This is a genomic window from Paludibacterium denitrificans (genome assembly GCF_009707705.1).
GTDB lineage: Bacteria > Pseudomonadota > Gammaproteobacteria > Burkholderiales > Chromobacteriaceae > Paludibacterium_A > Paludibacterium_A denitrificans.
This window is the reverse complement of the sequence record NZ_WLYX01000001.1, coordinates 2,261,315-2,281,038: the sequence shown is the minus strand read 5'-3', so window position 1 is coordinate 2,281,038 and position 19,724 is coordinate 2,261,315. Positions and strand designations below refer to the sequence as shown.

Here is a 19,724-nt window from a genome sequence, read left to right as displayed (position 1 = left end):
GGTGCAGCGGGCTATCGCGCTAACCGGGAATCTGGCTTACCGATTTTGGGTAACAGGCCATTGTTAAGGTTAAAGAAGCCACATAGAATCGGCCTGTACCTTAAATGGAAAGGTTTATGATGAAGCCACTGTGGTTTGTCCTGTTGTGTGCCGTATCCGCCTCCAGCCCGGCCTGCACCTTCAAGACCTCTGACTCTGACAACATCCGCGAGATTGCGCGTCAACATGGCGGCTATCCGATTTCCGACGCGCAGTGCAAGTTTCTCAATGAGCGCGGCCTAGCGTTGAGCATTCGCGGCAACGCCACGGTGTTGTCCGGGGTATCGATGGCATGGGTCAATGTGTCGCTGGCCAACCTGAAAACCGGTATCAAGTCGGACTCTTATCGTTATTCCAACAGCCTCGACACTAGCGAAGCCAGCCAGACCAAGGCGGACGATCTGTTGTACAGCAATCTCTCCGACGCCATCGGCGCGTTTGACTTTGCCACCGCCGCCCGTGAAATGGAAAACTACCGTAACAAGCGCAAGTGAGCGCTTATCACGAGCTAGGCCGAACACTCGGCTGGCGCTGACCGTTTCCTCCAACAAGGGAACGGTAAAACACACAAGCCCGCTTTAGCGGGCTTGTTTCATTCAGTAATGGGAGGATTGCCTGCCATTAGCGGGCCGAGCGAATCTCGATGGGTGCATAGGTGTCCATGGCGGGCTGGATTCCTTGCTACGCAGCAGTTCGCCTTTCACCAGAACCGGCCGCTTGCTGGCCAGCAACTGGTTAAGCTGTGCCACGGCATCAACGGGGAAGTTTTCCATCAGACCAAGCAGCACGTTATAGCCGCCGCCCAGTTCCAGCACCAGCGTGTGGTAATTGAGCGCACTCCCGCTGGATAGTAAGCCGCGCATCACCACCGAGGTGGTCGGTGTGCGGTGTTTGCGCGGGTCGAACCATACGTTATTCACTTTATACGGTTGACGCGGTTGCGCTAACAGGCAGGATATCCGCCTTACCCGTTACCGCATATTTGCCAACAAAGGCATGTTCCCCCGTCAGCATCTCTTTCAGACCGAGCAAGGCGCCCTCGGTACAGAAGACATTGCTGCCACACTTGACCCATGCCTTATCGCTGGGATACTGATGCTGGTAAAAAGCCTTGATGTTTTCAGCATCGACCGGCTTGCTGGCGAGTAAATCGCCATACAGCTTGTTCACTTCGCTGTTCAGCGCTTTCAGACGGGCATCGGAACACACCAGCTGCGCATACTGATCTTGTGGCGCCGCCTCACAACTGATCCCTTCGGCCATCGCTCAACATGGCACCAAGCAGCAGCGTAACAGCCGCGACAATTACGTTTTTCATGACGATCCCCCTGTTTTAACCATTTGCAATGCTGGCGATTGTACCAATGCCAGACGCATGCACCAGCGTCTTGGCACGAGAGTGCACGACAGGAGAAAAACTTGGGGACAGCTGTGTACCTTTTTTCGTACTGCTTTAGAAGTGGCACACAAAATGGTACATAAGAAACGGGATGCTATCGGATGCTGTTGAACACCAGAGGACAACAAAAAACCCGCAAAGCCTTGTGCCATGCGGGTTTTCTGGACTTCTCTGAACGTCGTCGGACGTTGGGATGGTGCCCCGGGCCGGGGTCGAACCGGCACAGCCGAAGCCGAGGGATTTTAAGTCCCTTGTGTCTACCAATTTCACCACCGGGGCATGAGAGCGGCGATTTTAGCCCAGCAGCCGGACTGCTGGCAATGATGGTGCGACAGACGATAGCCCGCTGCCAATGCGCACGCACCCGGCGTTAGCGGCTAGAATCAGCGCGGTGGCAGCGGGCTATCCAACCTGCGCTCTGCCCCATGCCGTTGTCGGGCGCGAATGTTTTTTCCCATTTCCAAGGTGTTTTGTCATGCCGCTGTACCGTTTGCTGGCCGACTTTATCCGTCGGCACTGGCGCCCTTACCTTGCTTCAGCCGTCATGCTGGCGGCGGTGGCGGCGTTATCGGTGGCCATTCCGCGCACCGTGGGGCATATCGTCGACGGTCTGGTGAGCCACACGCTTTCCGGCCAACCGTTGCAGTGGCAACTTGGGTTATTGCTGGTGATGGGGCTGGCGATTTATTTTTTGCGCGTGGGCTGGCGCTTGCAGCTGTTTGCCGCGGCCTACCAGTTGGGCGTGGAGCTACGCAATCGCTTGTATCGGCAATTGATCAGCCAAGGGCCGGGGTTTTACCAGCACCAGCGCACGGGCGACCTGATGGCGCGCGCGACCAATGATATCGACGCGGTGGAGATGGCGGCTGGCGAGGCGATGCTTGCCGGTTTCGACGGCAGCCTGACACTGGTGCTGGTGCTGGCCATGATGACGCTGGGTATCGATTGGCGCCTGGCTCTGGCGGCGCTGTTGCCGTTTCCACTGATGGCGGTGGCGTTCTGGCGCATTTCGCATCATGTCCATCTGGCTCGGGCGCAATCGCTGGCCCGTTTCGGCCAACTTAATGATCATGTGCAGGAAACCTTGACCGGCGTGCGCACGCTGCGGGCGCTGGGGCTGGAACGGCGCAATGGCCGGGAGCTGGCAAGGTTGGCCGAACAGGCATCAGCCAGCAGTCTGGAAGCGCAGCGTTGGGAAGCCGCCTATGAACCAGCGGTGGGGCTGACGCTGGCAACATCCAGCCTGATGACGCTGGCGCTGGGCGGTTATCTGGTATGGCAGCGGGCGCTGACGATTGGTGAACTGACCAGCTTCAGCATGTATCTGGGCCAGTTGATCTGGCCGATGTTTGCCGCGGGCTGGGTGCTGTCGCTACTGGAGCGCGGCAAGGCGGCCTGGCAGCGGCTGGAGGCCATTCTCAGCCGGGCGCCATCGGTACAGGATGGCGGCACGCGCGCATCACTGCAACCGGGCGGGCTGGAATACCGTCAGATCAGCTTCTGTTACCCGGAACAAAACCGACCGGCGCTGGAGACGGTGTCGTTTCGGCTGCAGCCGGGCCATACGCTTGGCCTCGGTAGGCCCGACCGGTGCCGGAAAAACCACGCTGCTACGACTGTTGCTACGGCAGTACCCGTTGCAGCAGGGCAATATTTTCTGGGGCGGCAGCGCCATTGCCGATTACCGGCTGGCCACCCTGCGCGAGGCAATCAGCTGGGTGCCGCAGGAGCCGTTTCTGTTTTCGGCTTCCGTCGCCGACAATATCGCGCTGGCGCGCCCGGATGCCAGCCGCGACGAGATTGTCCGCGTTGCCCAGATGGCGGCGGTGCACGATGACATCATGCGCCTGCCGCAAGGCTACGATACCCCGGTGGGCGAGCGTGGCGTGGCGCTATCCGGTGGCCAGCGCCAGCGGCTGGCGATTGCGCGCGCGCTGCTGGCCGATACACCGCTGTTGCTGCTGGATGACGCGCTCTCCGCCGTCGATACCCAAACGGAAACCCTGATCCTGCAACACCTGCGCGAGACGCGACGCGGGCGCATGGTGATTATCGTCAGCCATCGCTTGTCGGCCGTGGCGGATGCCGACGACATTGTGGTGCTGCGCCGGGGCGGGTGAGCGAAACCGGCACACATCAGGCGCTGTTGCAGCGCGAGGGCTGGTATGCCAGCCAGTGGCGCTATCAACAACTGGAGGCCAGCCTGAATGAAGACTGAACGCCGTGATGCCATGACGCTGTTGCGTCTGGCTGCCGCACCGGAACACCGTCACCTGTGGCTGGGCCTGCTCTGGCTGGTGCTGGCAGCCTTGCTGGAAGCCGCTGGCCCGCTATTGGGCAAGGTGTTTATCGACCGTTACCTGTTGCCGCATCAACTCGACTGGGGCGTGATCGTCCTGCTGCTGGCGGGCAGCCTGCTGTCCGGCTATGTGGCCTCGGCATTGCGTTACCTGCAACTGGTGCGGCTGGTAAGCGTGGCCATGCGCTGTGTCGAACGTCTGCGCCGCCGGTGTATGAACACGTTCTGGCGCTGCCGATGGCGTTTTTCGACCGCGCCATTACCGGCCAGCTGGTGAGCCGCGTCACCAACGATACCGAGTCGGTCAAGGCGCTGTATGTGCAGGTGCTGTTTGTCATGCTCAACAGCGGCATCGTGGTGCTGGGCGCCCTCTTGGCCATGGCCTGGCTGGACTGGCGGCTGATGCTGGTGGTGTTGCTGCTGATTCCGGCCATGGCGCTGATCGTGTGGGGCTACCAGCGCTGGAGCGCGCCGTCGGTGGCGCAGGCGCGTGAGCTGCGCAGCCAGATTAATGCGCAGTTGGCCGAATCGATCAACGGCATGAGCGTGCTGCAAGCCAGCAACGCCGAAGGCCGCTTTAGCGAGCGCTTTATCGCCACCAACGGGCAACAGTACCGTGCCCGCTTGTCCGAGCTGTCGGCCAATGCCCGGCTGCTGCGCCCGGCGCTGGATTTGCTTAACGTGGTGCTCTTGGTGGTGGTGATTGCCCGTTTCGGCCAACGTCCGCCCGCCGGGCTGGAAATTGGCGTGCTGTACGCCTTTGTCGGCTACATTGCGCGCGTGGTGGAGCCGCTGATCCAGATCACGCTGCAGTTCAGCCAGCTGCAGCAGGCGGTGGTAGCAGCCGCGCGCGTCAATGCGCTGTTGCAGGAACCGCGTCAGGCGCCCGGCCGGGGTGAAGCCAGCATCAGCCACGGCGCGGTGAGTTTCGATCACGTCAGCTTTGGCTACCAGCCGGGCCACCCGATTCTGCATGATCTGCAACTGGCGATTCCGGCGGGCAAGTTCTACGGCATCGTCGGCCATACCGGCAGTGGCAAATCCACCCTGCTGTCACTGTTGCTGCGCTTTTATGCACCACAGCAGGGAAGCATCCGGTTGGACGGCATCGCGCTGGACGAGATTGGCGATGACGCCTTCCGCGCCGGAATCGGGCTAGTGCCACAGGAGCCGTTTCTGCTGGCCGCCAGCGCGCGCGAGAACATCGACATGGGACGTGGATTGAGCCAACAGGACATCGAAGCGGCGGCCCGGGCGGCCGGTGTGCACGAGCTGATTCTGGCGCTGGAACACGGCTATGATACCGACATGGGCGAGAGCGGCACGCGCCTGTCCAGCGGACAGAAACAACTGATCGCCATTGCCCGCGCGCTGGCGGGCCGCCCCCAAATACTGCTGCTGGACGAGGCCACCTCGCACATCGACAGCGAAACCGAGCAGCGCGTACAACAGACCCTGACCGCGCTACGCGGGCAGATCACGCTCATTTCCATCGCCCACCGCCTGTCCACCATCCGCGACGCCGACCGCATCATCGTGCTCAATCACGGCCAGATTGCCGAAACCGGCAATCATGACCAGCTGATGGCCATCGAGCATGGCATTTACCAGCGTCTGTACCAGTTGCAACAGCTACAAAGCAGCCAGGCCGAAGCCTGAGGCGGCGAACGACACCGGGCTTACCACTGGCCGCCAATGCCGGTGATCAGGTTGACGCTGGCCAGATACTGGCGGTTGCGGATGTCCCGGGCGGTCTTTTCCGCCGCCAGCCGGTTGGCCTGCGCAGTCATCACGTTGATGTAGCTGACCGTACCGGCGCGGTACTGGTTGAGCGTAATGGTTTCGCTCCGGCGTGCGGCCGTCACCGCAGCCTGCTGCAACTCGGCTTCCTCGCTCAACAGCCGCTGCGCTGCCAGATTGTCTTCCACCGACTGGAACGCCGCCAGCACCGTCTGGCGATAGCTCGCCACCGTCTGGTCATACTGCGCGATGGCGGCATCGCTCTGCGCCTTGCGCAAACCGGCATCAAACAGCGCCAGCGCCAGACTCGGGCCAAGCGACCAGAAGCGGTTGGGCTGCGTCACCCAGTTGGCAAAGCTGGCCCCCTTGTAACCGCCGCTGGCGTTGAGCGACAAGGTGGGGAAGAACGCCGCCTTGGCCAGCCCGATCTGGGCATTGGCTTCGGCCATGTTCCGTTCCGCCTGAGCAATATCTGGTAGGCGCTCCAGCAGCGCGGACGGAATGCCGGGCGGAATGGCTAGGCAGGTGTGGCTCGTGCGTGGCCTGCGACGGCAGCGACAGTTCCGGCTAAGTCTTGCCCAGCGCGCTGGCGATGGCGTGCTCCAGTTGCGCCCGCGTCAGCTGCTTGTCCACCACCTGCGCCTGAGCGCTCTTGAGCTGGCTTTCCGCCTGCACCACGGCGGCGTCAGACACTACGGCTTAAGCGGTACTGGTTACGGGTCAGCGTCAGGGTTTCGGCCAACGTGCGTGCACTATCCTGCAATTGCGCCAGTTGCCGGTCGGCCACCACCAGTTGCAGCCGGCCGATGCCAGTTGTGCCTGGCTGCTGAGGCGTACTGCATGCAGTTGCGCCAGATCGGCGGCCTGTTTGGCCTGCCCCGCCTCCACGGCGCGGCGCACCCGCCCCCACAGGTCGATTTCCCAACTGGCCGCCAGACCGAGCGAGTATTGATTGCTGACGGAATCGGAGCCGGACGACTGGGTGCCGCGCGTGCGGCCAGCCGTGGCCGATAGCGACGGAAACAACCCGGATTCGGCCTGACGCAGTTGCGCCTGAGCCAGCCGGTATTGCGCCTCGGCCGCGGCCAGCGTCGGGCTCTGGCGGTTCAGTTCGTCCATCAAGGCATTCAGCTGGCTATCGCCATACACCGTCCACCACGGCCCCTGCGGGCTGGCATCCATTGGCCGCGCCAGCTGCCACTGGCTGTTTTCCTTGTACTGCGCCTAAGCAAATTCCAGCTTGGCCGCACATAATCCGGGCCCACCGCACAACCCGCCAGCCCCAGCAGTGCCAGCGCGGCACCCAACAAACGGAGATGCTTCACCGTGTGATTCCTTCTTCCGATACCGGCGAACGCCGCCAGCGTGCCACTCGCGCCAGACACCATTTAAGCGAGCGTTCCATGTAGAGATACACTACCGGCGTGGTATAGAGCGTCAACAGCTGGCTCATGATCAGCCCGCCGACGATGGAAATGCCCAGCGGCGTGCGCAACTCGGCGCCGTCACCACGCCCCAGCGCCAGCGGCAAGGCGCCAAACAGTGCCGCCAGTGTAGTCATCATGATGGGACGGAAACGCAGCAGGCAGGCCTGATAGATGGCTTCACGCGGCGTCAGCCCCTGTTCGCGCTCGGCGGTCAGGGCGAAGTCGATCATCATGATGGCGTTTTTCTTGACGATGCCGATCAGTAGCAGCACGCCAATCAGCGCGATGATGCTGAACTCACTGCCAAAGGCCATCAGCGCCAGCAGCGCCCCCACCCCGGCCGAGGGCAAGGTGGAGAGGATGGTCAGCGGATGCACCAGGCTTTCGTACAGCACCCCGAGCACGATATACACCGCCAGCAGCGCCGCCAGAATCAGCCACGGCTGGCTGCTGAGTGAATCCTGAAAGCTCTTGGCGCTGCCCTGAAATCTGCCCTGAATGGTCGCTTACAGGGCAATCTGCGCCAGCGCGCGCTGAATGGCCGTGGTGGCATCGGACAACGACACCCCGAGTGGCAGGTTGAACGACACGGTGGTGGCGGCAAATTGTCCCTGATGGTTGACCGACAACGCGGTGGAGGTCGGCGCATAACGGGCAATGGCCGACAGCGGCACCGGCTGGTTATTCGGCGTTTGCAGATAGATGTGCTGCAGCGCCTGCGGGTTTTGCCAGAACGGCGGCGCCACTTCCATCACCACGTGATACTGGTTGAGCGGGTTGTAGATGGTGGACACCTGACGTTGGCCGAACGCATCGTTCAGCACCGCATCCACCTGTTTCTGCGTGATATGCAAGCGCGCCATGCTGTCGCGGTCGAAGGTCAGCATCATCTGCACGCCCTTCACTTCCTGATCGGAATTCACATCCGCCAGTTGCGGTAACTTGTTCAACGCCTGCTGCACGCGCGGCGTCCAGCTGCGCAGTTCCTCCGGGCTATCGCCCTGCAAGGTGTACTGGTACTGCGCGCTACTTTGCCGCCCGCCGATGCGAATATCCTGCACCGCCTGCAAAAACAGCGTGGCCCCCGGCTCACGCGCCGGGTCTTGCGCAGCCGCGCGATCACCTGTTCGGCACTGTCCTTGCGCTGCGACAGCGGCTTGAGGCTGACATACAGGTTGGCGGTGTTACGCTGGCCGCCGCCGGTAAAGCCAGCCACCTGATCCACCGCCGGATCGCGGCTGACCTTGTCGACAAAGCGTTGCAGCTTGTGCTGCATGGCCCGGAACGAAATGCTCTGATCGGCGCGGATCATGCCGCCCAGTCGGCCGGTATCCTGCTGCGGAAAAAAGCCCTTGGGCACCACGATGTAGAGATAGACATTGAGCGCCACGGTAAGGCCGAGCAACAGCATCATCAGCGGGCCATGGCGCAAGGCCCAGTCCAGCGACTGCTGATACCCGCGCTGCATGGCATCCAGCGCGCGCGCGCTCAGGCGCAGCAGCCGGTTGGGCTCCGGCAAGTTGGCCGAAACCTCACGCGTTTTCAGCCAGCGCGAGCACAGCATCGGCGCGGTGGTAAGCGACACCAGCAACGACACCATAATCGCCACCGACAAGGTCACGGCAAACTCGCGGAACAAGCGGCCGATGATGCCGCCCATCAGCAAGATGGGAATGAACACCGCAATCAGCGAAATACTCATCGACAGCACGGTAAAGCCCACTTCGCGCGCGCCGGTGAGCGCCGCCTGCCGTGGCGTCAGGCCCTTTTCCAGATAGCGGCTGATGTTTTCCAGCACCACGATGGTGTCATCCACAACAAAGCCGGTCGCCACCGTCAGCGCCATCAGGCTGAGGTTGTTGAGCGAGAAACCGGCCAGATACATCACCACAAACGTGCCCACCAGCGACACCGGCACGGTAATGGCGGGGATGGCAGTGGCGCGGCCGTTGCGCAAGAACAGGAACACCACCAGGATCACCAGCGCAATCGACAGCAACAACGAGGTTTCCACCTCGTGCAGCGACGCGCGAATGGTGGGCGAGCGGTCCATGGTCACCGCCAGATGAATCGATTGCGGAATGGACGCCTGCAATTGCGGCAAGGCGGCACGGACCCGGTCCACCGTGGCGATGATATTGGCGCCCGGCTGGCGGAACAGGATCAGCATCACCGCCGACTTGCCGTTGACCAGCCCGGCGTTGCGCACATCCACCACGGCATTTTTCACCTCGCCGAGGTCGCCCAGACGCACCGCGGCATTGTTGCGGTAGCTGACAATCAGTGGCAGATAGTCCTTGGCCTCGCGCGCCTGATCATTGGCTTGCACCAGCCAGTGGCGGTCGCCCGCTTCCAGCATGCCCTTGGGGCGGTTGGCATTGGTGGCGGTAATGGCGTTACGCACCGTTTCCAGCCCGATGCCGTACTGGTTGAGCTGCATCGGGTTGAGTTCCACCCGCACCGGCTGCGAGCCGCCGCCCACGATCACCTGACCGATGCCTTCGATCTGCGCCAGCTTCTGGCCCAGAATGGTATCGGCGGCATCGTACATCTGGCCGCGGCTGAGGGTATCGGAGGTCAGCGCCAGAATCATGATCGGCGCGTCCGCCGGGTTGACCTTGCGGTAACTCGGATTGGACGGCATGCCCGTGGGCAGCAGCGCATGGGCGGCGTTGATGGCAGCCTGCACGTCGCGCGCGGCGCCGTCGATGTCACGGTCCAGATCAAACTGCAAGGTAATGCGGCTGGAACCTTGCGAACTGCTGGAGGTGATTTCGCTCACCCCGGCAATGCGCCCCAGCGCGCGCTCCAGCGGTGTCGCCACCGTCGCCGCCATGGTTTCCGGGCTGGCCCCCGGCAGGTTGGCCGAAACCGAGATGGTGGGGAAATCCACCTGCGGCAACGGCGACACCGGCAGCAGGCGAAAGGCGATGAACCCGGCCAGCAGAATCGCCAGCGTCAGTAGCGTGGTGGCCACCGGCCTACGGATAAAGGGTGCCGACGGAATCATGACTCGGCCTTTTCGGCCAACCCTGCGCTCCGCCCGGCGCTTACGCGGCGCGCCAGCCGGTCAAACAGCAGGTAGATCACCGGCGTGGTAAACAGCGTCAACACCGGCTCACCAGCAAGCCACCCACCATGGTAATGCCCAGCGGATGACGCAACTCCGAGCCCATGCCGCTGCCCAGCATCAGCGGCAAGGCCCCCAGCAACGCCGCCATGGTGGTCATCAGGATCGGGCGGAAACGCAGCAGGCAGGCCTGATAGATCGCCTCGCGCGGCGGCAGACCCTGCTCGCGTTCCGCTTCCAGCGCAAAGTCGATCATCATGATGGCGTTTTTCTTGACGATGCCGATCAACAGGATGATGCCGATGATGGCAATCACCCCCAGTTCGGTACGCGACAAGAGCAGCGCCAGCAAGGCGCCGATACCGGCCGAGGGCAAAGTGGAGAGGATGGTCACCGGGTGGATATAGCTCTCGTACAGCACCCCGAGCACGATATACATGGTGACGATGGCCGCCAGAATCAGCCACAGCGTGCTGTCCAGCGAATTCTGGAACGCCATGGCCGCGCCCTGAAAGCGCGTTTCCGGGCTGGTAAGCAGACCAAGCTCGCCCTCGGCGGAGCGGATCGCCTGCACCGCCTCGCCAAGCGACGCACCGCGTGCCAGATTGAAGGAAATGGTGGTGGTGGGGAACTGCCCCAGATGGTTGACCGACAGCAAGGTATGGCGCTCGCTCAGGCTCGCCACGGTATCCAGCGGCACCGGTGTCCCCGCGCTGGTGGCAACATAAATGTTCTTCAGCGACAACGGCCCGGCCACACTGTCCGGATGCACCTCCAGCACCACCCGGTACTGGTTGGTCTGGGTAAAGACCGTGGAGATCAGACGTTGGCCGAACGCATCGTACAGCGCATTGTCGATGGCCGCCGTGGTCACGCCCAGCCGCGCCGCCACATCACGGTTGATGGTGACATACGCCTGCAAGCCCTTGTCCTGCAAATCGCTGTTGACGTCGGCCAGCTGCGGCAATTGCTGCAACCGGGCCACCAGCTTGGGTACCCACAGGCTCAGCTCGTCCGGGCTGGTAGCCTGCAAGGTAAACTGGTATTGAGTCCGGCTGACGCGCGCATCAATCGACAAATCCTGCACCGGCTGCAAATACAGCGACATGCCCGGCAGGCCGTCGGCCTTGCTCTGCAAGCGGTTCAGCACCGTACTCAGGTCATCGCGCTCGCTCTTGGGCTTGAGGTTGATCTGCATGCGGCCGCTATTCAGCGTGGCGTTGTTGCCATCCACACCAATGAACGACGACAGGCTGTCCACCGCCGGGTCTTGCAGCAGCTCACGCGCCAGCGCCTGCTGGCGTTGCGCCATGGCGCTAAACGACACCGACTGCGGCGCTTCGGTAATGGCCTGAATCGCCCCGGTATCCTGTTGCGGAAAAAAGCCCTTGGGCACCAGTACGTACAGCAGCACGGTCAACACCAGCGTGCCGTTTAGCCACCAGCAGCGTCAGCGTTTGCCGCTCCAGCACCCAGTTCAGCATGCGGCCATAACGGGCAATCACCCGCTCGAAGAAGGCGCCGCTGGCGTGGTAGAAACGCCCCTGCTTCGCCTCCGGCACATGTTTCAGGATGCGGGCACACATCATCGGCGTCAGGGTAAGGGAAACCACGGCGGAAATCAGGATCGCCACCGCCGGGTAATGGCAAATTCGCGGAACAGCCGCCCGACCACATCGCCCATGAACAACAGCGGAATCAGCACGGCAATCAGCGAGAAGGTCAGCGAGATGATGGTAAAACCGATCTGCTGCGAGCCTTTCAACGCTGCCGCCATCGGCGTGTCGCCATCCTCGATGTAGCGCGCGATGTTCTCGATCATCACGATGGCATCGTCTACTACAAAACCGGTGGCAATGGTCAGCGCCATCAAGGTGAGGTTGTTGATGGAAAACCCCGCCAGATACATCACGCCAAAGGTTCCCACCAACGACAGCGGCACCGCCACGGCCGGAATCAGCGTGGCAGGCAGATTGCGCAGGAACAGGAAGATCACCATCACCACCAGCGCAATCGACAGCAACAGCTCAAACTGCACATCCTCCACCGAGGAGCGGATGGTGACGGTGCGGTCCGACAGCAACGTCACCTCCACCGCGCCGGGCAGGGTCTGTTTCAACTGCGGCAGCAAGGCCTTGATGCGGTCGGTCACCTGAATCACGTTGGCGCCCGGCTGGCGCTGCACGTTGAGGATAATGGCTGGCGTGCTATTGGCCCGGGCTGCCAAACGGGTATTTTCCGCCGCTTCCACCACATCGGCGACATCCGCCAGACGCACCGGCGCACCGGCCACATAAGCGAGCACCAGTTGGCGGTATTCGTCCGCAGATTTCAGCTGGTCATTGCCATCCAGCGTCGCCGCCTGTTTCGCGCCGTCAAAGCTGCCCTTGGCCTGATTGACGTTGGCGTTGCCAATGGCGGTACGCACGTCCTCCAGCGTCAGGCCGCGTGCTGCCAGCGCTTGCGGACGGGTCCGGATACGCACCGCCGGGCGCTGGCCACCGCTCAGGCTGACCAGCCCCACCCCCGGCAGTTGCGACAGCTTCTGCGCCAGCCGGGTATCCACCAGGTCTTCCAGCCGGGTCAGCGGCAAGGTCCCGGAACTGACGGCCGTGGTAACAATCGGCGCATCGGCCGGATTGACCTTGTTGTAGATCGGAGGGCTGGGCAAATCCGTTGGCAGCAGATTGGAGGCCGCGTTGATGGCCGCCTGCACCTCCTGCTCGGCCACGTCCAGCGTGACATCCAGTCCAAATTGCAGGGTAATGACCGAGGCGCCGCCCGAGCTGGATGACGACATCTGCGCCATGCCCGGCATCTGGCCAAACTGGCGCTCCAGTGGCGCCGTCACCGACGAGGTAATCACATACGGGCTGGCCCCCGGATAGAGTGTCACCACCTGAATGGTGGGGTAATCCACTTGCGGCAATGCCGCTACCGGCAGCAACCGCCAGCCCACCAGCCCGGCCAGCATGATGGCCACCATCAGCAAGGCGGTGGCCACTGGCCGCTGAATAAACAAACGCGAAGGATTCATGCCCGGCCCCGGCGCCTAGTTGGCCGAAGCCGAGGCCGCATGCGCCGCACCGGCACTGGCCGCACGCTTGCCATGACGTCCCTTGCCACCGGCCTTGCCGTCGAGCGAGGCCGGGTCGATCACGCGGATCTTGGCGCCTTCACGCAGTTTGTCCACGCCATCCACCACTACCCGCTCACCCGGTTTCAGCCCGGCGCTCACCACCACGTCGTCGTTCTGCGTGGCACCGGTCTTGATCTGGCGGACCGACACGGTTTTCTGATCCCGGTTCACCGCATACACATAACTGCCGCCGCGTCCCTGCTGCACCGCCACGGCCGGAATCACCGGCGCCTGCTGCTGTACTCCCAGCTGCAGCCGCACATTGACAAACTGGTTGGGAAACAGCGCCTGATCGGCATTGGCAAAGCGCGCCTTGAGGCTGACCGTCCCGGTACTGGTATTGAGCTGGTTATCCACGGTCAGCAACCGCCCTTCGGCCAACTTGGCGCTGTTATCACGGTTCCGGGCTTCAACTTTCAGCGCCGGATTCTGCCGGTAAGCTTCCAGCAGCGCCGTCAGCTGGGTCTCCGGCACGGCAAACACCACATTGATCGGCTGCACCTGAGTAATCACCACCAGGCCGTTAGTATCGCTGGCATGCACGATATTGCCCGGGTCCACCTGCCGCAGCCCAACGCGGCCACTCACCGGCGCGCTGATGCGGCTGTAACCCAGTTGCAGACGGGCGTTATCCACCGCGCCATGATCCACCTTGACCGTACCCTGATACTGGCGCACCAGCGCTTCCTGCGTATCCACCTGCTGCTTGGCAATCGAGTTCTGCGCCAACAGCTGGCGATAGCGCTCCAGATCTAGCCGAGCATTCTGCAAAAGTGCCTGATCGCGCAGCAGCTGCCCTTCTGCCTGCGTCAGCTGCGCCTGAAACGGCCGCGGATCGATCTGCGCCAGCAACTGGCCCTGCCGTACCGTCTGCCCTTCCTCAAACATCACCTTGTCGAGCTGGCCATCCACCCGGCTGCGTACCGTCACCGTGTGGTTCGACGTCACCGTGCCCAGCGCGGTCAGGTCGAGCACCACATCCTTCGCCGTCACCGGCGCCACGGTCACCGCCATGATGCCGTTGTGCGGTTTCTTGCCGTCGTCCGGCTGACGATGGCTGACAAACCACACGCCTGCCAACAGCGACACGGTGATCAGCGAAATGACAACAGGCCGGAGACGCTTGCGTTTTTTACTCATTGAGGAAGAAACGCAAACCTCCCCAGCTTCAGACGGGGTATTGGGAGTGGTCATGGAGCGGCCGTTTTAAATTTTGAGAAAAAACCAAAGGAAGCAGGCTAATCGCACTGCTTCCCTTCCGTATACATCACAGCATTCCTCCGCCCTAAGAGCGGATCAGACGCGCTCAACGATAAGGCGGGGGCATGGCATAACCACGACTACGCGGCGAGCCATAACCCGGCACCTGATTGCCCTTGGCATACATGCATTGCTGATAGGCCAGATTATAACGTTGCTGCGCATCCTGTCCGGCATAAGCCGATTGTCCGGCGCCATTGGCCGTGCCCACCAGTAGCCCACCGGCGGCGCCAACGCTGGCACCACGATGACCGCCCATCAAGGCGCCAGCCGTAGCGCCCACCACCGTCCCCAAGGCCATGCTGCCCGCCATGTTGTTGGCGGCCGCATCGGTGCTGCTGGTCCCGGCGGCTTGCGCGGCAAACTGCCGACATTCGGCATCATCTTGCCGGAATACTTCAAACGGCTTGCCCGGCGCCTAAGCAATCACCTGTGCAGTCGGCCCGATCGGCCGGGTGGCACAACCCGCCAACACGCTGAGCAAAACCAGTGGCGTCATCCATGACACAACAGTTTTCATGTTCGTATTCCTTCTGCCGCATTAACGTTCCGGCGGTGTGGCCGGTACCGTTTTCCAGCCTTCCGGGCAATGTTCCACATACGGGTAATACTGCTTCTTCGAGCGGCAGAAATACCACGACTGCACCGGCGCTTCCTGCACCGCGGGAGCAGGCGGAGCCACCTGTACCGTCGGGGGCGGCAACATCACCACCGCGGGCGACACCGGATACGGATAAACCGGAGCGTCGTACAAAAACCATGTACCGGCAGCAATCCACCACCAGCCCAGCCTGTCGCCATGATAGCCATGGAACCAGCGGCCGCCGTGCCAGGGCGTCGATATCCAGATGATGCGGGTGCCAGCCGGGACCGCCGCCACGCACATGGTGGAACGGCGACGCATAGCCACCATGTTCAAATGGGTCGGCTTGCGCCACCGCGCCGGTCAACAGCGACAGTGCCAGCAACGGCAACACCATCCAACGTCCGGTATGTTTCATCTTGCTCACCTTGCCGTGCAGCCTGTGGCGGCCTCATGCCGCCTTGCGTCGCACAGTCCTTGACTGGAGATGGTTTCATTGTAGGGAACAAGGTATGAGCCATCTTTGAGTCATGTTCGCGGAAGTGTTTAGAAGTGTTAACCAGCGCGCCCGTCACTTTGCCCTCCGCCATGTCTTGCGGCAAGATAAGCCACTTGGCTCACCGCTACCCACCACACCTCGCAACGGCTCATGAACGCTACCCCCCTGCTCGATGCCCGTACGGCCCGACTCCTGCCCCGGATCGTCGCCGTTTCGTTTTTCATGCAAACGCTGGACGGCACCATCCTGAACACCGCCCTGCTTTACCATGGCCTTGACGCTGGGGGAAAGCCCGCTGCGCATGCAATCGACCGTCATCGCCTACATGCTGACCGTGGCCATGCTGATTCCGGCATCCGGCTGGCTGGCCGACCGTTTCGGCTCACGTCGGGTTTTCATGCTGGCCATCGTCATGTTCAGTCTGGGTTCACTGCTGTGCGCACTCTCCACCACGCTGACCATGCTGGTGGGAGCACGAGTGGCACAGGGGGTTGGCGGCGCGCTGATGATGCCGGTGGGGCGGCTGATCATCCTGCGCAACTACCCCCGTACCGAACTGGTGCGGGTGCTCGGCTTCGTCACCATCCCCGGTCTGGTTGGCCCACTACTGGGCCCGACTCTGGGCGGCTGGCTGGTGCAGTACGCCTCTTGGCACTGGATTTTCCTGATCAACCTGCCCGTCGGCCTGATCGGCTGCCTCACCGCGTTACGCTATCTGCCCGCCATGAAAGACCGTGTTCCACCGCACTTCGACTGGGCCGGTTTTCTGCTGTTCGGCGCAGCCATGGTCTTGCTGTCGTTGGCGCTGGAAGGGCTGGGCGAGCTGCAATTCGCCCATGCAAAGGTGATGCTGCTATTGATGGCGGGCCTCGCCAGCCGGCCGCCTACTGGCTGCATGCCGCCCGTTTTGCCACGCCGCTGTTCAGCCTGTCGCTGTTTCATACCCACAGTTTTGCCGTCGGGATACTGGGCAACCTATTTGCCCGACTGGGGAGCGGCTCCATGCCGTTTCTGACACCGTTGTTGCTGCAGGTCGCGCTCGGTTACAACCCGATGGAAGCGGGTCTGACCATGATCCCGCTGGCACTGGCCGCGATGAGTGCCAAGGCCATTGCCACGCCGTTGCTGGAAAAACTGGGTTACCGCCGCGTGCTGGTCGGCAACACGCTGGTGCTGGGCCTGCTGATCGCTTTTCCCTGATTGATGGTCACACGCCCAAGGCGTTGCTATATGGTTATCTGGCACTGTTTGGCGCCGTCAACTCGCTACAATTCACCGCCATGAATACGCTGACCCTGATTGATCTGGACGAGCGTACGGCCAGCAGCGGCAACAGTTTGCTGTCGGTAGTGATGCAATTGTCGATGAGTCTGGGCGTAGCTGCCGCTGCGGCGTTGCTGGGCGGCTTCGTCAACCTGTCACAACATCCGGGGCAAGCCCAGATTCTCGGCGCCTTCCACACCACCTATCTGTGCGTGGGCGCTCTGACGTTACTGGCTGCGGGCATTTTCCTGCAATTGACGGCAGAAGACGGAGCAACCGGCCAGCGTAATGCCCCCGCAAAGGCCAGCATCGATCACTGAACCGCCGATAACATGGGGCAACCCGCCAGATACACCTGATGCACATGGCGCTCGTCACCCAGCGTACTGAGGGCAAACAAACGCTCCGCCAGCGTAGTCGCTCGCTCCAGACGGAACGCCAGCAGCGGGGTGGCGTTCAGATCCAGCACCACGCAGTCGGCTTCCTTGCCCACGGCAAAATTGCCGATCACGTCATCCAGACACAAGGCGCGGGCACCGCCCAGCGTGGCCAGATACCAGCCGCGTAGCGGCGGCAGCGGTCGCCCCACTGCCTGCGACACCTTGTAAGCCTCGCCAAGCGTGCGAATCAGGCTGAGTGACGTCCCGGCCCCAACGTCCGTGGCCAAGCCCACGGCTACGCCCTGCTCCAGCATGGCGGCATGATCAAAGAAACCACTGCCGAGAAACAGATTGGAGGTCGGGCAAAATGCCACCGCTGCTCCGGCTTCGGCCAACCTTTGGCGCTGCGCGGGCGACACGTGAATGGCATGGCCATAAATGGTACGCGGCCCGACCAACCCATAGTGTTGATAGACATCCAGATAATCGCGCCGACCGGAAACAGCGATTCCACCCAAGCCAGCTCGCGGTGGTTTTCCGCCAGATGCGACTGCACATACAAATCCGGTAAGCTGGCGTACAACTCGCCCGCCAGCTGCAACTGCGCGGGCGTGGAGGTGGGGGCAAAACGCGGGGTGATGGCGTAGCCCAGCCCTTGCCATGCCAGCACGCAATCAGATCGGCCGACTGCTGCGCTCCGGTTTCGGCACTGTCCAGTAGTGCCGTCGGCGCATGCCGATCCATCAACACCTTGCCGCATAGCACGCGCATATTGCGTTGCAGCGCTTCGCTCATGAACGCATCCACCGACACCGGATGCACGCTGGCAAACACCGCTGCCGTGGTGGTGCCATGGGCCAATAGCTGATCGAGCACAAATGCGGCCGTCCGCTGCGCCAGTTCCGGATCGGCAAACTGCATTTCAGCCGGAAAGGTGTAGTCGTTGAGCCAATCGAGTAATTGCTTAGGCCAAATGCCCCGATGATACCAACCTGTGGATAGTGCAAATGGGTATCCACCAGACCCGGCAAAATCAGCTTGCCGTGATGATCGTGCACGACTGCCAATGCGAGGCTAGAGTGATCAAGCACTGACCACTCCCCTACTGCAGCCACCTTGCTTAAGCAATGATGGACACATAGCCATCCGGCCAGTGTTGCCAGGGCTGCCGGATTATCTTCCGGCCCGGGGTCCGCCAAAAAATGCAGAACCTCACCGCGCAGGATCAGGTGGTCGTTAACAACAGGAGAATGCATGCAGAAGGCCCAAGGCAAACTATGCCCTCAGACTGGCAGAGCAATGCCGGGCGGTCAACCGAAGCCCACCATACTCATAAGCCAAGGGCAAAAGCCGATACGGAGATTTATACCGATATGGGCATCGCGACATCTGGGCCGGATAACAACAGTAGCGGATGAAATGGCAAAAAACCCAGCAAACTTGCATTTGCTGGGTTTTTGTCTGGAGGCGGGGGTCGGAATCGAACCGGCGTAGACGGATTTGCAATCCGCTGCATAACCACTTTGCTACCCCGCCGTAAGTGGCGTTCTACCAGCACAGTGTGCTGATAGCAATAAACTGGAGCGGGAAACGAGGCTCGAACTCGCGACCTCAACCTTGGCAAGGTTGCGCTCTACCAACTGAGCTATTCCCGCAGGGCGTAACGTAAAGAGCAATGGAGCGGGAAACGAGGCTCGAACTCGCGACCTCAACCTTGGCAAGGTTGCGCTCTACCAACTGAGCTATTCCCGCAGCACGTAACGCAAAGAGCAAGATGGAGCGGGAAACGAGGCTCGAACTCGCGACCTCAACCTTGGCAAGGTTGCGCTCTACCAACTGAGCTATTCCCGCGTCACATAACGCAAGAGAAACTGGAGCGGGAAACGAGGCTCGAACTCGCGACCTCAACCTTGGCAAGGTTGCGCTCTACCAACTGAGCTATTCCCGCGTATCTCTTACTTCCCTGCCGCTACCGGAGCAACGGCGAGAGACTGCGAATTATAAGGATTAATCCGTCCCTGTCAACACTTCACACGTCGATTTTTTTGCCAGAAAACTCGCGCGCCGCCATGCGCAGGTAGTAAGCCATTGACCATAAAGTCAAAATCACGGCAACCACCATGAACAGGTTACCCAGCCACAGGGTATCCACCCCGGGCAACAGCGGGCTTAAGCATACAGCAGCAACAGGATGGCAACCATTTGCGCCGTGGTTTTCAGTTTGCCGATGTAGGCCACCGCCACGCTCTTGCGGTTGCCCATTTCCGCCATCCATTCGCGTAGCGCGGAGATGGCAATTTCGCGGCCAATGATGATCATCGCCATCCAGCCTTCGGTACGGTTCAGTTCCACCAGCAGAATCAGCGCAGCGGCGACAATCAGCTTGTCCGCCACCGGATCGAGAAATGCGCCAAAGGCCGAGGTTTGCTGCAGGCGTCTGGCCAGAAAGCCATCCAGCCAGTCAGTGACGGCCGCTAGGGCAAAAATGGTGGCACCCAGAATATTGCGATGCTCCGAGATCAGGGTGGTATCGGGCAGGAAAAACACGGCAACGCAGATCGGAATCAGCGCCACCCTGAGCCAGGTGAGGAATATCGGCAAATTGAAAGGCATCGGAATGTGTCGT

General features: G+C 61.6%; 22 protein-coding genes, 6 tRNA genes and 3 pseudogenes. 8 read left to right on the top strand and 23 right to left on the bottom strand.

What is annotated here, in order from left to right:
- Nucleotides 1-116: 116 nt before the first annotated feature.
- Complete coding sequence (locus GKE73_RS14875) at nt 117-533, top strand: hypothetical protein (RefSeq protein ID WP_230370580.1); 417 nt, start codon at nt 117-119, stop codon at nt 531-533.
- 102 nt (nt 534-635) lie between these two features.
- On the opposite strand, the gene GKE73_RS14870 is transcribed toward GKE73_RS14875, so the two are convergent.
- The 3 genes from GKE73_RS14870 to GKE73_RS14860 all read right to left on the bottom strand — a co-directional run bounded on the left by GKE73_RS14870 (nt 636) and on the right by GKE73_RS14860 (nt 1,717).
- Complete coding sequence (locus GKE73_RS14870; RefSeq protein ID WP_230370579.1) at nt 636-959, bottom strand: hypothetical protein; 324 nt, start codon at nt 957-959, stop codon at nt 636-638.
- Nucleotide 960: 1 nt separating this feature from the next.
- Nucleotides 961-1,302 carry a lysozyme inhibitor LprI family protein gene (locus tag GKE73_RS14865; RefSeq protein ID WP_230370578.1) on the bottom strand — a complete coding sequence of 114 codons (342 nt, stop codon included), beginning with the start codon at nt 1,300-1,302 and terminating at the stop codon, nt 961-963.
- A 330-nt stretch (nt 1,303-1,632) separates the two neighbouring features.
- Nucleotides 1,633-1,717: transfer RNA gene (locus GKE73_RS14860), tRNA-Leu, on the bottom strand.
- 73 nt (nt 1,718-1,790) lie between these two features.
- Between GKE73_RS14860 and GKE73_RS14855 the strand changes: the two are divergent.
- The 4 genes and pseudogenes from GKE73_RS14855 to GKE73_RS14840 form a co-directional block, all read left to right on the top strand.
- Nucleotides 1,791-2,774 (top strand): annotated as a pseudogene (locus tag GKE73_RS14855) (ABC transporter transmembrane domain-containing protein); the annotation flags it as partial.
- 106 nt (nt 2,775-2,880) lie between these two features.
- On the top strand, nt 2,881-3,558 hold the full coding sequence (locus tag GKE73_RS14850; RefSeq protein WP_230370577.1) for an ATP-binding cassette domain-containing protein: 678 nt from the start codon (nt 2,881-2,883) through the stop codon (nt 3,556-3,558).
- Nucleotides 3,559-3,645: 87 nt separating this feature from the next.
- Nucleotides 3,646-4,014: a hypothetical protein gene (locus GKE73_RS14845; RefSeq protein ID WP_230370576.1), complete on the top strand. Its 369-nt coding sequence runs from the start codon at nt 3,646-3,648 to the stop codon at nt 4,012-4,014.
- Complete coding sequence (locus GKE73_RS14840; RefSeq protein ID WP_230370575.1) at nt 3,975-5,396, top strand: ABC transporter ATP-binding protein; 1,422 nt, start codon at nt 3,975-3,977, stop codon at nt 5,394-5,396. Before GKE73_RS14845 ends, GKE73_RS14840 begins: the two co-directional genes overlap by 40 nt.
- A gap of 20 nt (nt 5,397-5,416) precedes the next feature.
- On the opposite strand, the gene GKE73_RS14835 is transcribed toward GKE73_RS14840, so the two are convergent.
- From GKE73_RS14835 to GKE73_RS14795, 13 genes and pseudogenes are all read right to left on the bottom strand, one after another.
- Nucleotides 5,417-5,965 carry a TolC family protein gene (locus tag GKE73_RS14835; RefSeq protein WP_280955219.1) on the bottom strand — a complete coding sequence of 183 codons (549 nt, stop codon included), beginning with the start codon at nt 5,963-5,965 and terminating at the stop codon, nt 5,417-5,419.
- Nucleotides 5,966-6,044: 79 nt separating this feature from the next.
- A complete protein-coding gene (locus GKE73_RS23825) occupies nt 6,045-6,170 on the bottom strand; it encodes a hypothetical protein (protein ID WP_280954962.1) in 126 nt (41 codons plus the stop codon).
- A gap of 33 nt (nt 6,171-6,203) precedes the next feature.
- Nucleotides 6,204-6,659, bottom strand: coding sequence for a TolC family protein (locus tag GKE73_RS14830; protein ID WP_230370573.1), 456 nt, complete (start codon nt 6,657-6,659; stop codon nt 6,204-6,206).
- Nucleotides 6,605-6,802 (bottom strand): hypothetical protein, encoded by a 198-nt coding sequence (locus GKE73_RS14825; RefSeq protein WP_230370572.1) that lies wholly within the window; start codon nt 6,800-6,802, stop codon nt 6,605-6,607. The genes GKE73_RS14830 and GKE73_RS14825 overlap by 55 nt, the downstream gene beginning before the upstream one ends.
- Nucleotides 6,799-7,965: pseudogene (locus GKE73_RS23820) on the bottom strand (efflux RND transporter permease subunit). The gene GKE73_RS14825 and the pseudogene GKE73_RS23820 overlap by 4 nt, the downstream one beginning before the upstream one ends.
- Complete coding sequence (locus GKE73_RS14820; RefSeq protein ID WP_280954961.1) at nt 7,851-9,914, bottom strand: efflux RND transporter permease subunit; 2,064 nt, start codon at nt 9,912-9,914, stop codon at nt 7,851-7,853. Before GKE73_RS14820 ends, GKE73_RS23820 begins: the two are co-directional and overlap by 115 nt.
- 97 nt (nt 9,915-10,011) lie before the next feature.
- The gene (locus GKE73_RS23815) at nt 10,012-11,388 is read right to left on the bottom strand and encodes an efflux RND transporter permease subunit (RefSeq protein WP_312854472.1); all 1,377 of its coding nucleotides are present in this window, start codon (nt 11,386-11,388) and stop codon (nt 10,012-10,014) included.
- Nucleotides 11,291-11,608, bottom strand: a complete 318-nt coding sequence (locus tag GKE73_RS23810; protein WP_312854471.1) for an efflux RND transporter permease subunit — start codon at nt 11,606-11,608, stop codon at nt 11,291-11,293. The genes GKE73_RS23815 and GKE73_RS23810 overlap by 98 nt, the downstream gene beginning before the upstream one ends.
- Complete coding sequence (locus tag GKE73_RS23805) at nt 11,596-13,011, bottom strand: efflux RND transporter permease subunit (RefSeq protein ID WP_280954960.1); 1,416 nt, start codon at nt 13,009-13,011, stop codon at nt 11,596-11,598. Before GKE73_RS23805 ends, GKE73_RS23810 begins: the two co-directional genes overlap by 13 nt.
- 15 nt (nt 13,012-13,026) lie before the next feature.
- A complete protein-coding gene (locus GKE73_RS14810; protein WP_230370571.1) occupies nt 13,027-14,253 on the bottom strand; it encodes an MdtA/MuxA family multidrug efflux RND transporter periplasmic adaptor subunit in 1,227 nt (408 codons plus the stop codon).
- Between the two features lie 166 nt (nt 14,254-14,419).
- Nucleotides 14,420-14,686 carry a glycine zipper family protein gene (locus GKE73_RS14805; protein WP_230370570.1) on the bottom strand — a complete coding sequence of 89 codons (267 nt, stop codon included), beginning with the start codon at nt 14,684-14,686 and terminating at the stop codon, nt 14,420-14,422.
- 85 nt (nt 14,687-14,771) lie between these two features.
- Nucleotides 14,772-15,374, bottom strand: coding sequence for a hypothetical protein (locus GKE73_RS14800; RefSeq protein ID WP_230370569.1), 603 nt, complete (start codon nt 15,372-15,374; stop codon nt 14,772-14,774).
- A gap of 153 nt (nt 15,375-15,527) precedes the next feature.
- A complete protein-coding gene (locus GKE73_RS14795) occupies nt 15,528-15,773 on the bottom strand; it encodes a hypothetical protein (RefSeq protein WP_230370568.1) in 246 nt (81 codons plus the stop codon).
- Here GKE73_RS14795 and GKE73_RS14790 point away from each other — a divergent pair.
- The 3 genes from GKE73_RS14790 to GKE73_RS14780 are packed head-to-tail and all read left to right on the top strand — an operon-like array spanning nt 15,757 to nt 17,038.
- Nucleotides 15,757-16,470: an MFS transporter gene (locus tag GKE73_RS14790; protein ID WP_230370567.1), complete on the top strand. Its 714-nt coding sequence runs from the start codon at nt 15,757-15,759 to the stop codon at nt 16,468-16,470. The genes GKE73_RS14795 and GKE73_RS14790 overlap by 17 nt on opposite strands.
- Nucleotides 16,458-16,655, top strand: a complete 198-nt coding sequence (locus tag GKE73_RS14785; protein ID WP_230370566.1) for a hypothetical protein — start codon at nt 16,458-16,460, stop codon at nt 16,653-16,655. The genes GKE73_RS14790 and GKE73_RS14785 overlap by 13 nt, the downstream gene beginning before the upstream one ends.
- Nucleotides 16,656-16,678: 23 nt before the next feature.
- The gene (locus GKE73_RS14780; RefSeq protein ID WP_230370565.1) at nt 16,679-17,038 is read left to right on the top strand and encodes a hypothetical protein; all 360 of its coding nucleotides are present in this window, start codon (nt 16,679-16,681) and stop codon (nt 17,036-17,038) included.
- Here the strand turns inward: GKE73_RS14780 and GKE73_RS14775 are convergent.
- The 7 genes and pseudogenes from GKE73_RS14775 to pgsA form a co-directional block, all read right to left on the bottom strand.
- Nucleotides 17,032-17,616, bottom strand: a complete 585-nt coding sequence (locus tag GKE73_RS14775) for an amidohydrolase family protein (RefSeq protein WP_230370564.1) — start codon at nt 17,614-17,616, stop codon at nt 17,032-17,034. The two genes, GKE73_RS14780 and GKE73_RS14775, sit on opposite strands and share 7 nt — an antisense overlap.
- A 944-nt stretch (nt 17,617-18,560) precedes the next feature.
- Nucleotides 18,561-18,634: transfer RNA gene (locus tag GKE73_RS14770), tRNA-Cys, on the bottom strand.
- A 43-nt stretch (nt 18,635-18,677) separates the two neighbouring features.
- A tRNA-Gly gene (locus GKE73_RS14765) sits at nt 18,678-18,753 on the bottom strand.
- 21 nt (nt 18,754-18,774) lie between these two features.
- A tRNA-Gly gene (locus GKE73_RS14760) sits at nt 18,775-18,850 on the bottom strand.
- Between the two features lie 23 nt (nt 18,851-18,873).
- Nucleotides 18,874-18,949 (bottom strand) — tRNA-Gly (locus tag GKE73_RS14755).
- A gap of 21 nt (nt 18,950-18,970) precedes the next feature.
- Nucleotides 18,971-19,046: transfer RNA gene (locus GKE73_RS14750), tRNA-Gly, on the bottom strand.
- A gap of 81 nt (nt 19,047-19,127) precedes the next feature.
- Nucleotides 19,128-19,711, bottom strand: a pseudogene (gene pgsA, locus GKE73_RS14745) (CDP-diacylglycerol--glycerol-3-phosphate 3-phosphatidyltransferase).
- Nucleotides 19,712-19,724: the final 13 nt, after the last annotated feature.

Excerpts from the sequence above, each read along its gene's own strand:
- GKE73_RS14875 (WP_230370580.1), top strand. The coding sequence starts at position 117 with ATGATGAAGCCACTGTGGTTTGTCCTGTTGTGTGCCGTATCCGCCTCC.
- GKE73_RS14865 (WP_230370578.1), bottom strand. The coding sequence starts at position 1,302 with ATGGCCGAAGGGATCAGTTGTGAGGCGGCGCCACAAGATCAGTATGCG.
- GKE73_RS14850 (WP_230370577.1), top strand. The coding sequence starts at position 2,881 with ATGGCGGCACGCGCGCATCACTGCAACCGGGCGGGCTGGAATACCGTC.
- GKE73_RS14845 (WP_230370576.1), top strand. The coding sequence starts at position 3,646 with ATGAAGACTGAACGCCGTGATGCCATGACGCTGTTGCGTCTGGCTGCC.
- GKE73_RS14840 (WP_230370575.1), top strand. The coding sequence starts at position 3,975 with ATGGCGTTTTTCGACCGCGCCATTACCGGCCAGCTGGTGAGCCGCGTC.
- GKE73_RS14830 (WP_230370573.1), bottom strand. The coding sequence starts at position 6,659 with ATGGATGCCAGCCCGCAGGGGCCGTGGTGGACGGTGTATGGCGATAGC.
- GKE73_RS14820 (WP_280954961.1), bottom strand. The coding sequence starts at position 9,914 with ATGATTCCGTCGGCACCCTTTATCCGTAGGCCGGTGGCCACCACGCTA.
- GKE73_RS23805 (WP_280954960.1), bottom strand. The coding sequence starts at position 13,011 with ATGAATCCTTCGCGTTTGTTTATTCAGCGGCCAGTGGCCACCGCCTTG.
- GKE73_RS14810 (WP_230370571.1), bottom strand. The coding sequence starts at position 14,253 with ATGAGTAAAAAACGCAAGCGTCTCCGGCCTGTTGTCATTTCGCTGATC.
- GKE73_RS14805 (WP_230370570.1), bottom strand. The coding sequence starts at position 14,686 with ATGGCGGGCAGCATGGCCTTGGGGACGGTGGTGGGCGCTACGGCTGGC.
- GKE73_RS14800 (WP_230370569.1), bottom strand. The coding sequence starts at position 15,374 with ATGAAACATACCGGACGTTGGATGGTGTTGCCGTTGCTGGCACTGTCG.
- GKE73_RS14790 (WP_230370567.1), top strand. The coding sequence starts at position 15,757 with ATGCAATCGACCGTCATCGCCTACATGCTGACCGTGGCCATGCTGATT.
- GKE73_RS14795 (WP_230370568.1), bottom strand. The coding sequence starts at position 15,773 with ATGACGGTCGATTGCATGCGCAGCGGGCTTTCCCCCAGCGTCAAGGCC.
- GKE73_RS14785 (WP_230370566.1), top strand. The coding sequence starts at position 16,458 with ATGCCGTTTCTGACACCGTTGTTGCTGCAGGTCGCGCTCGGTTACAAC.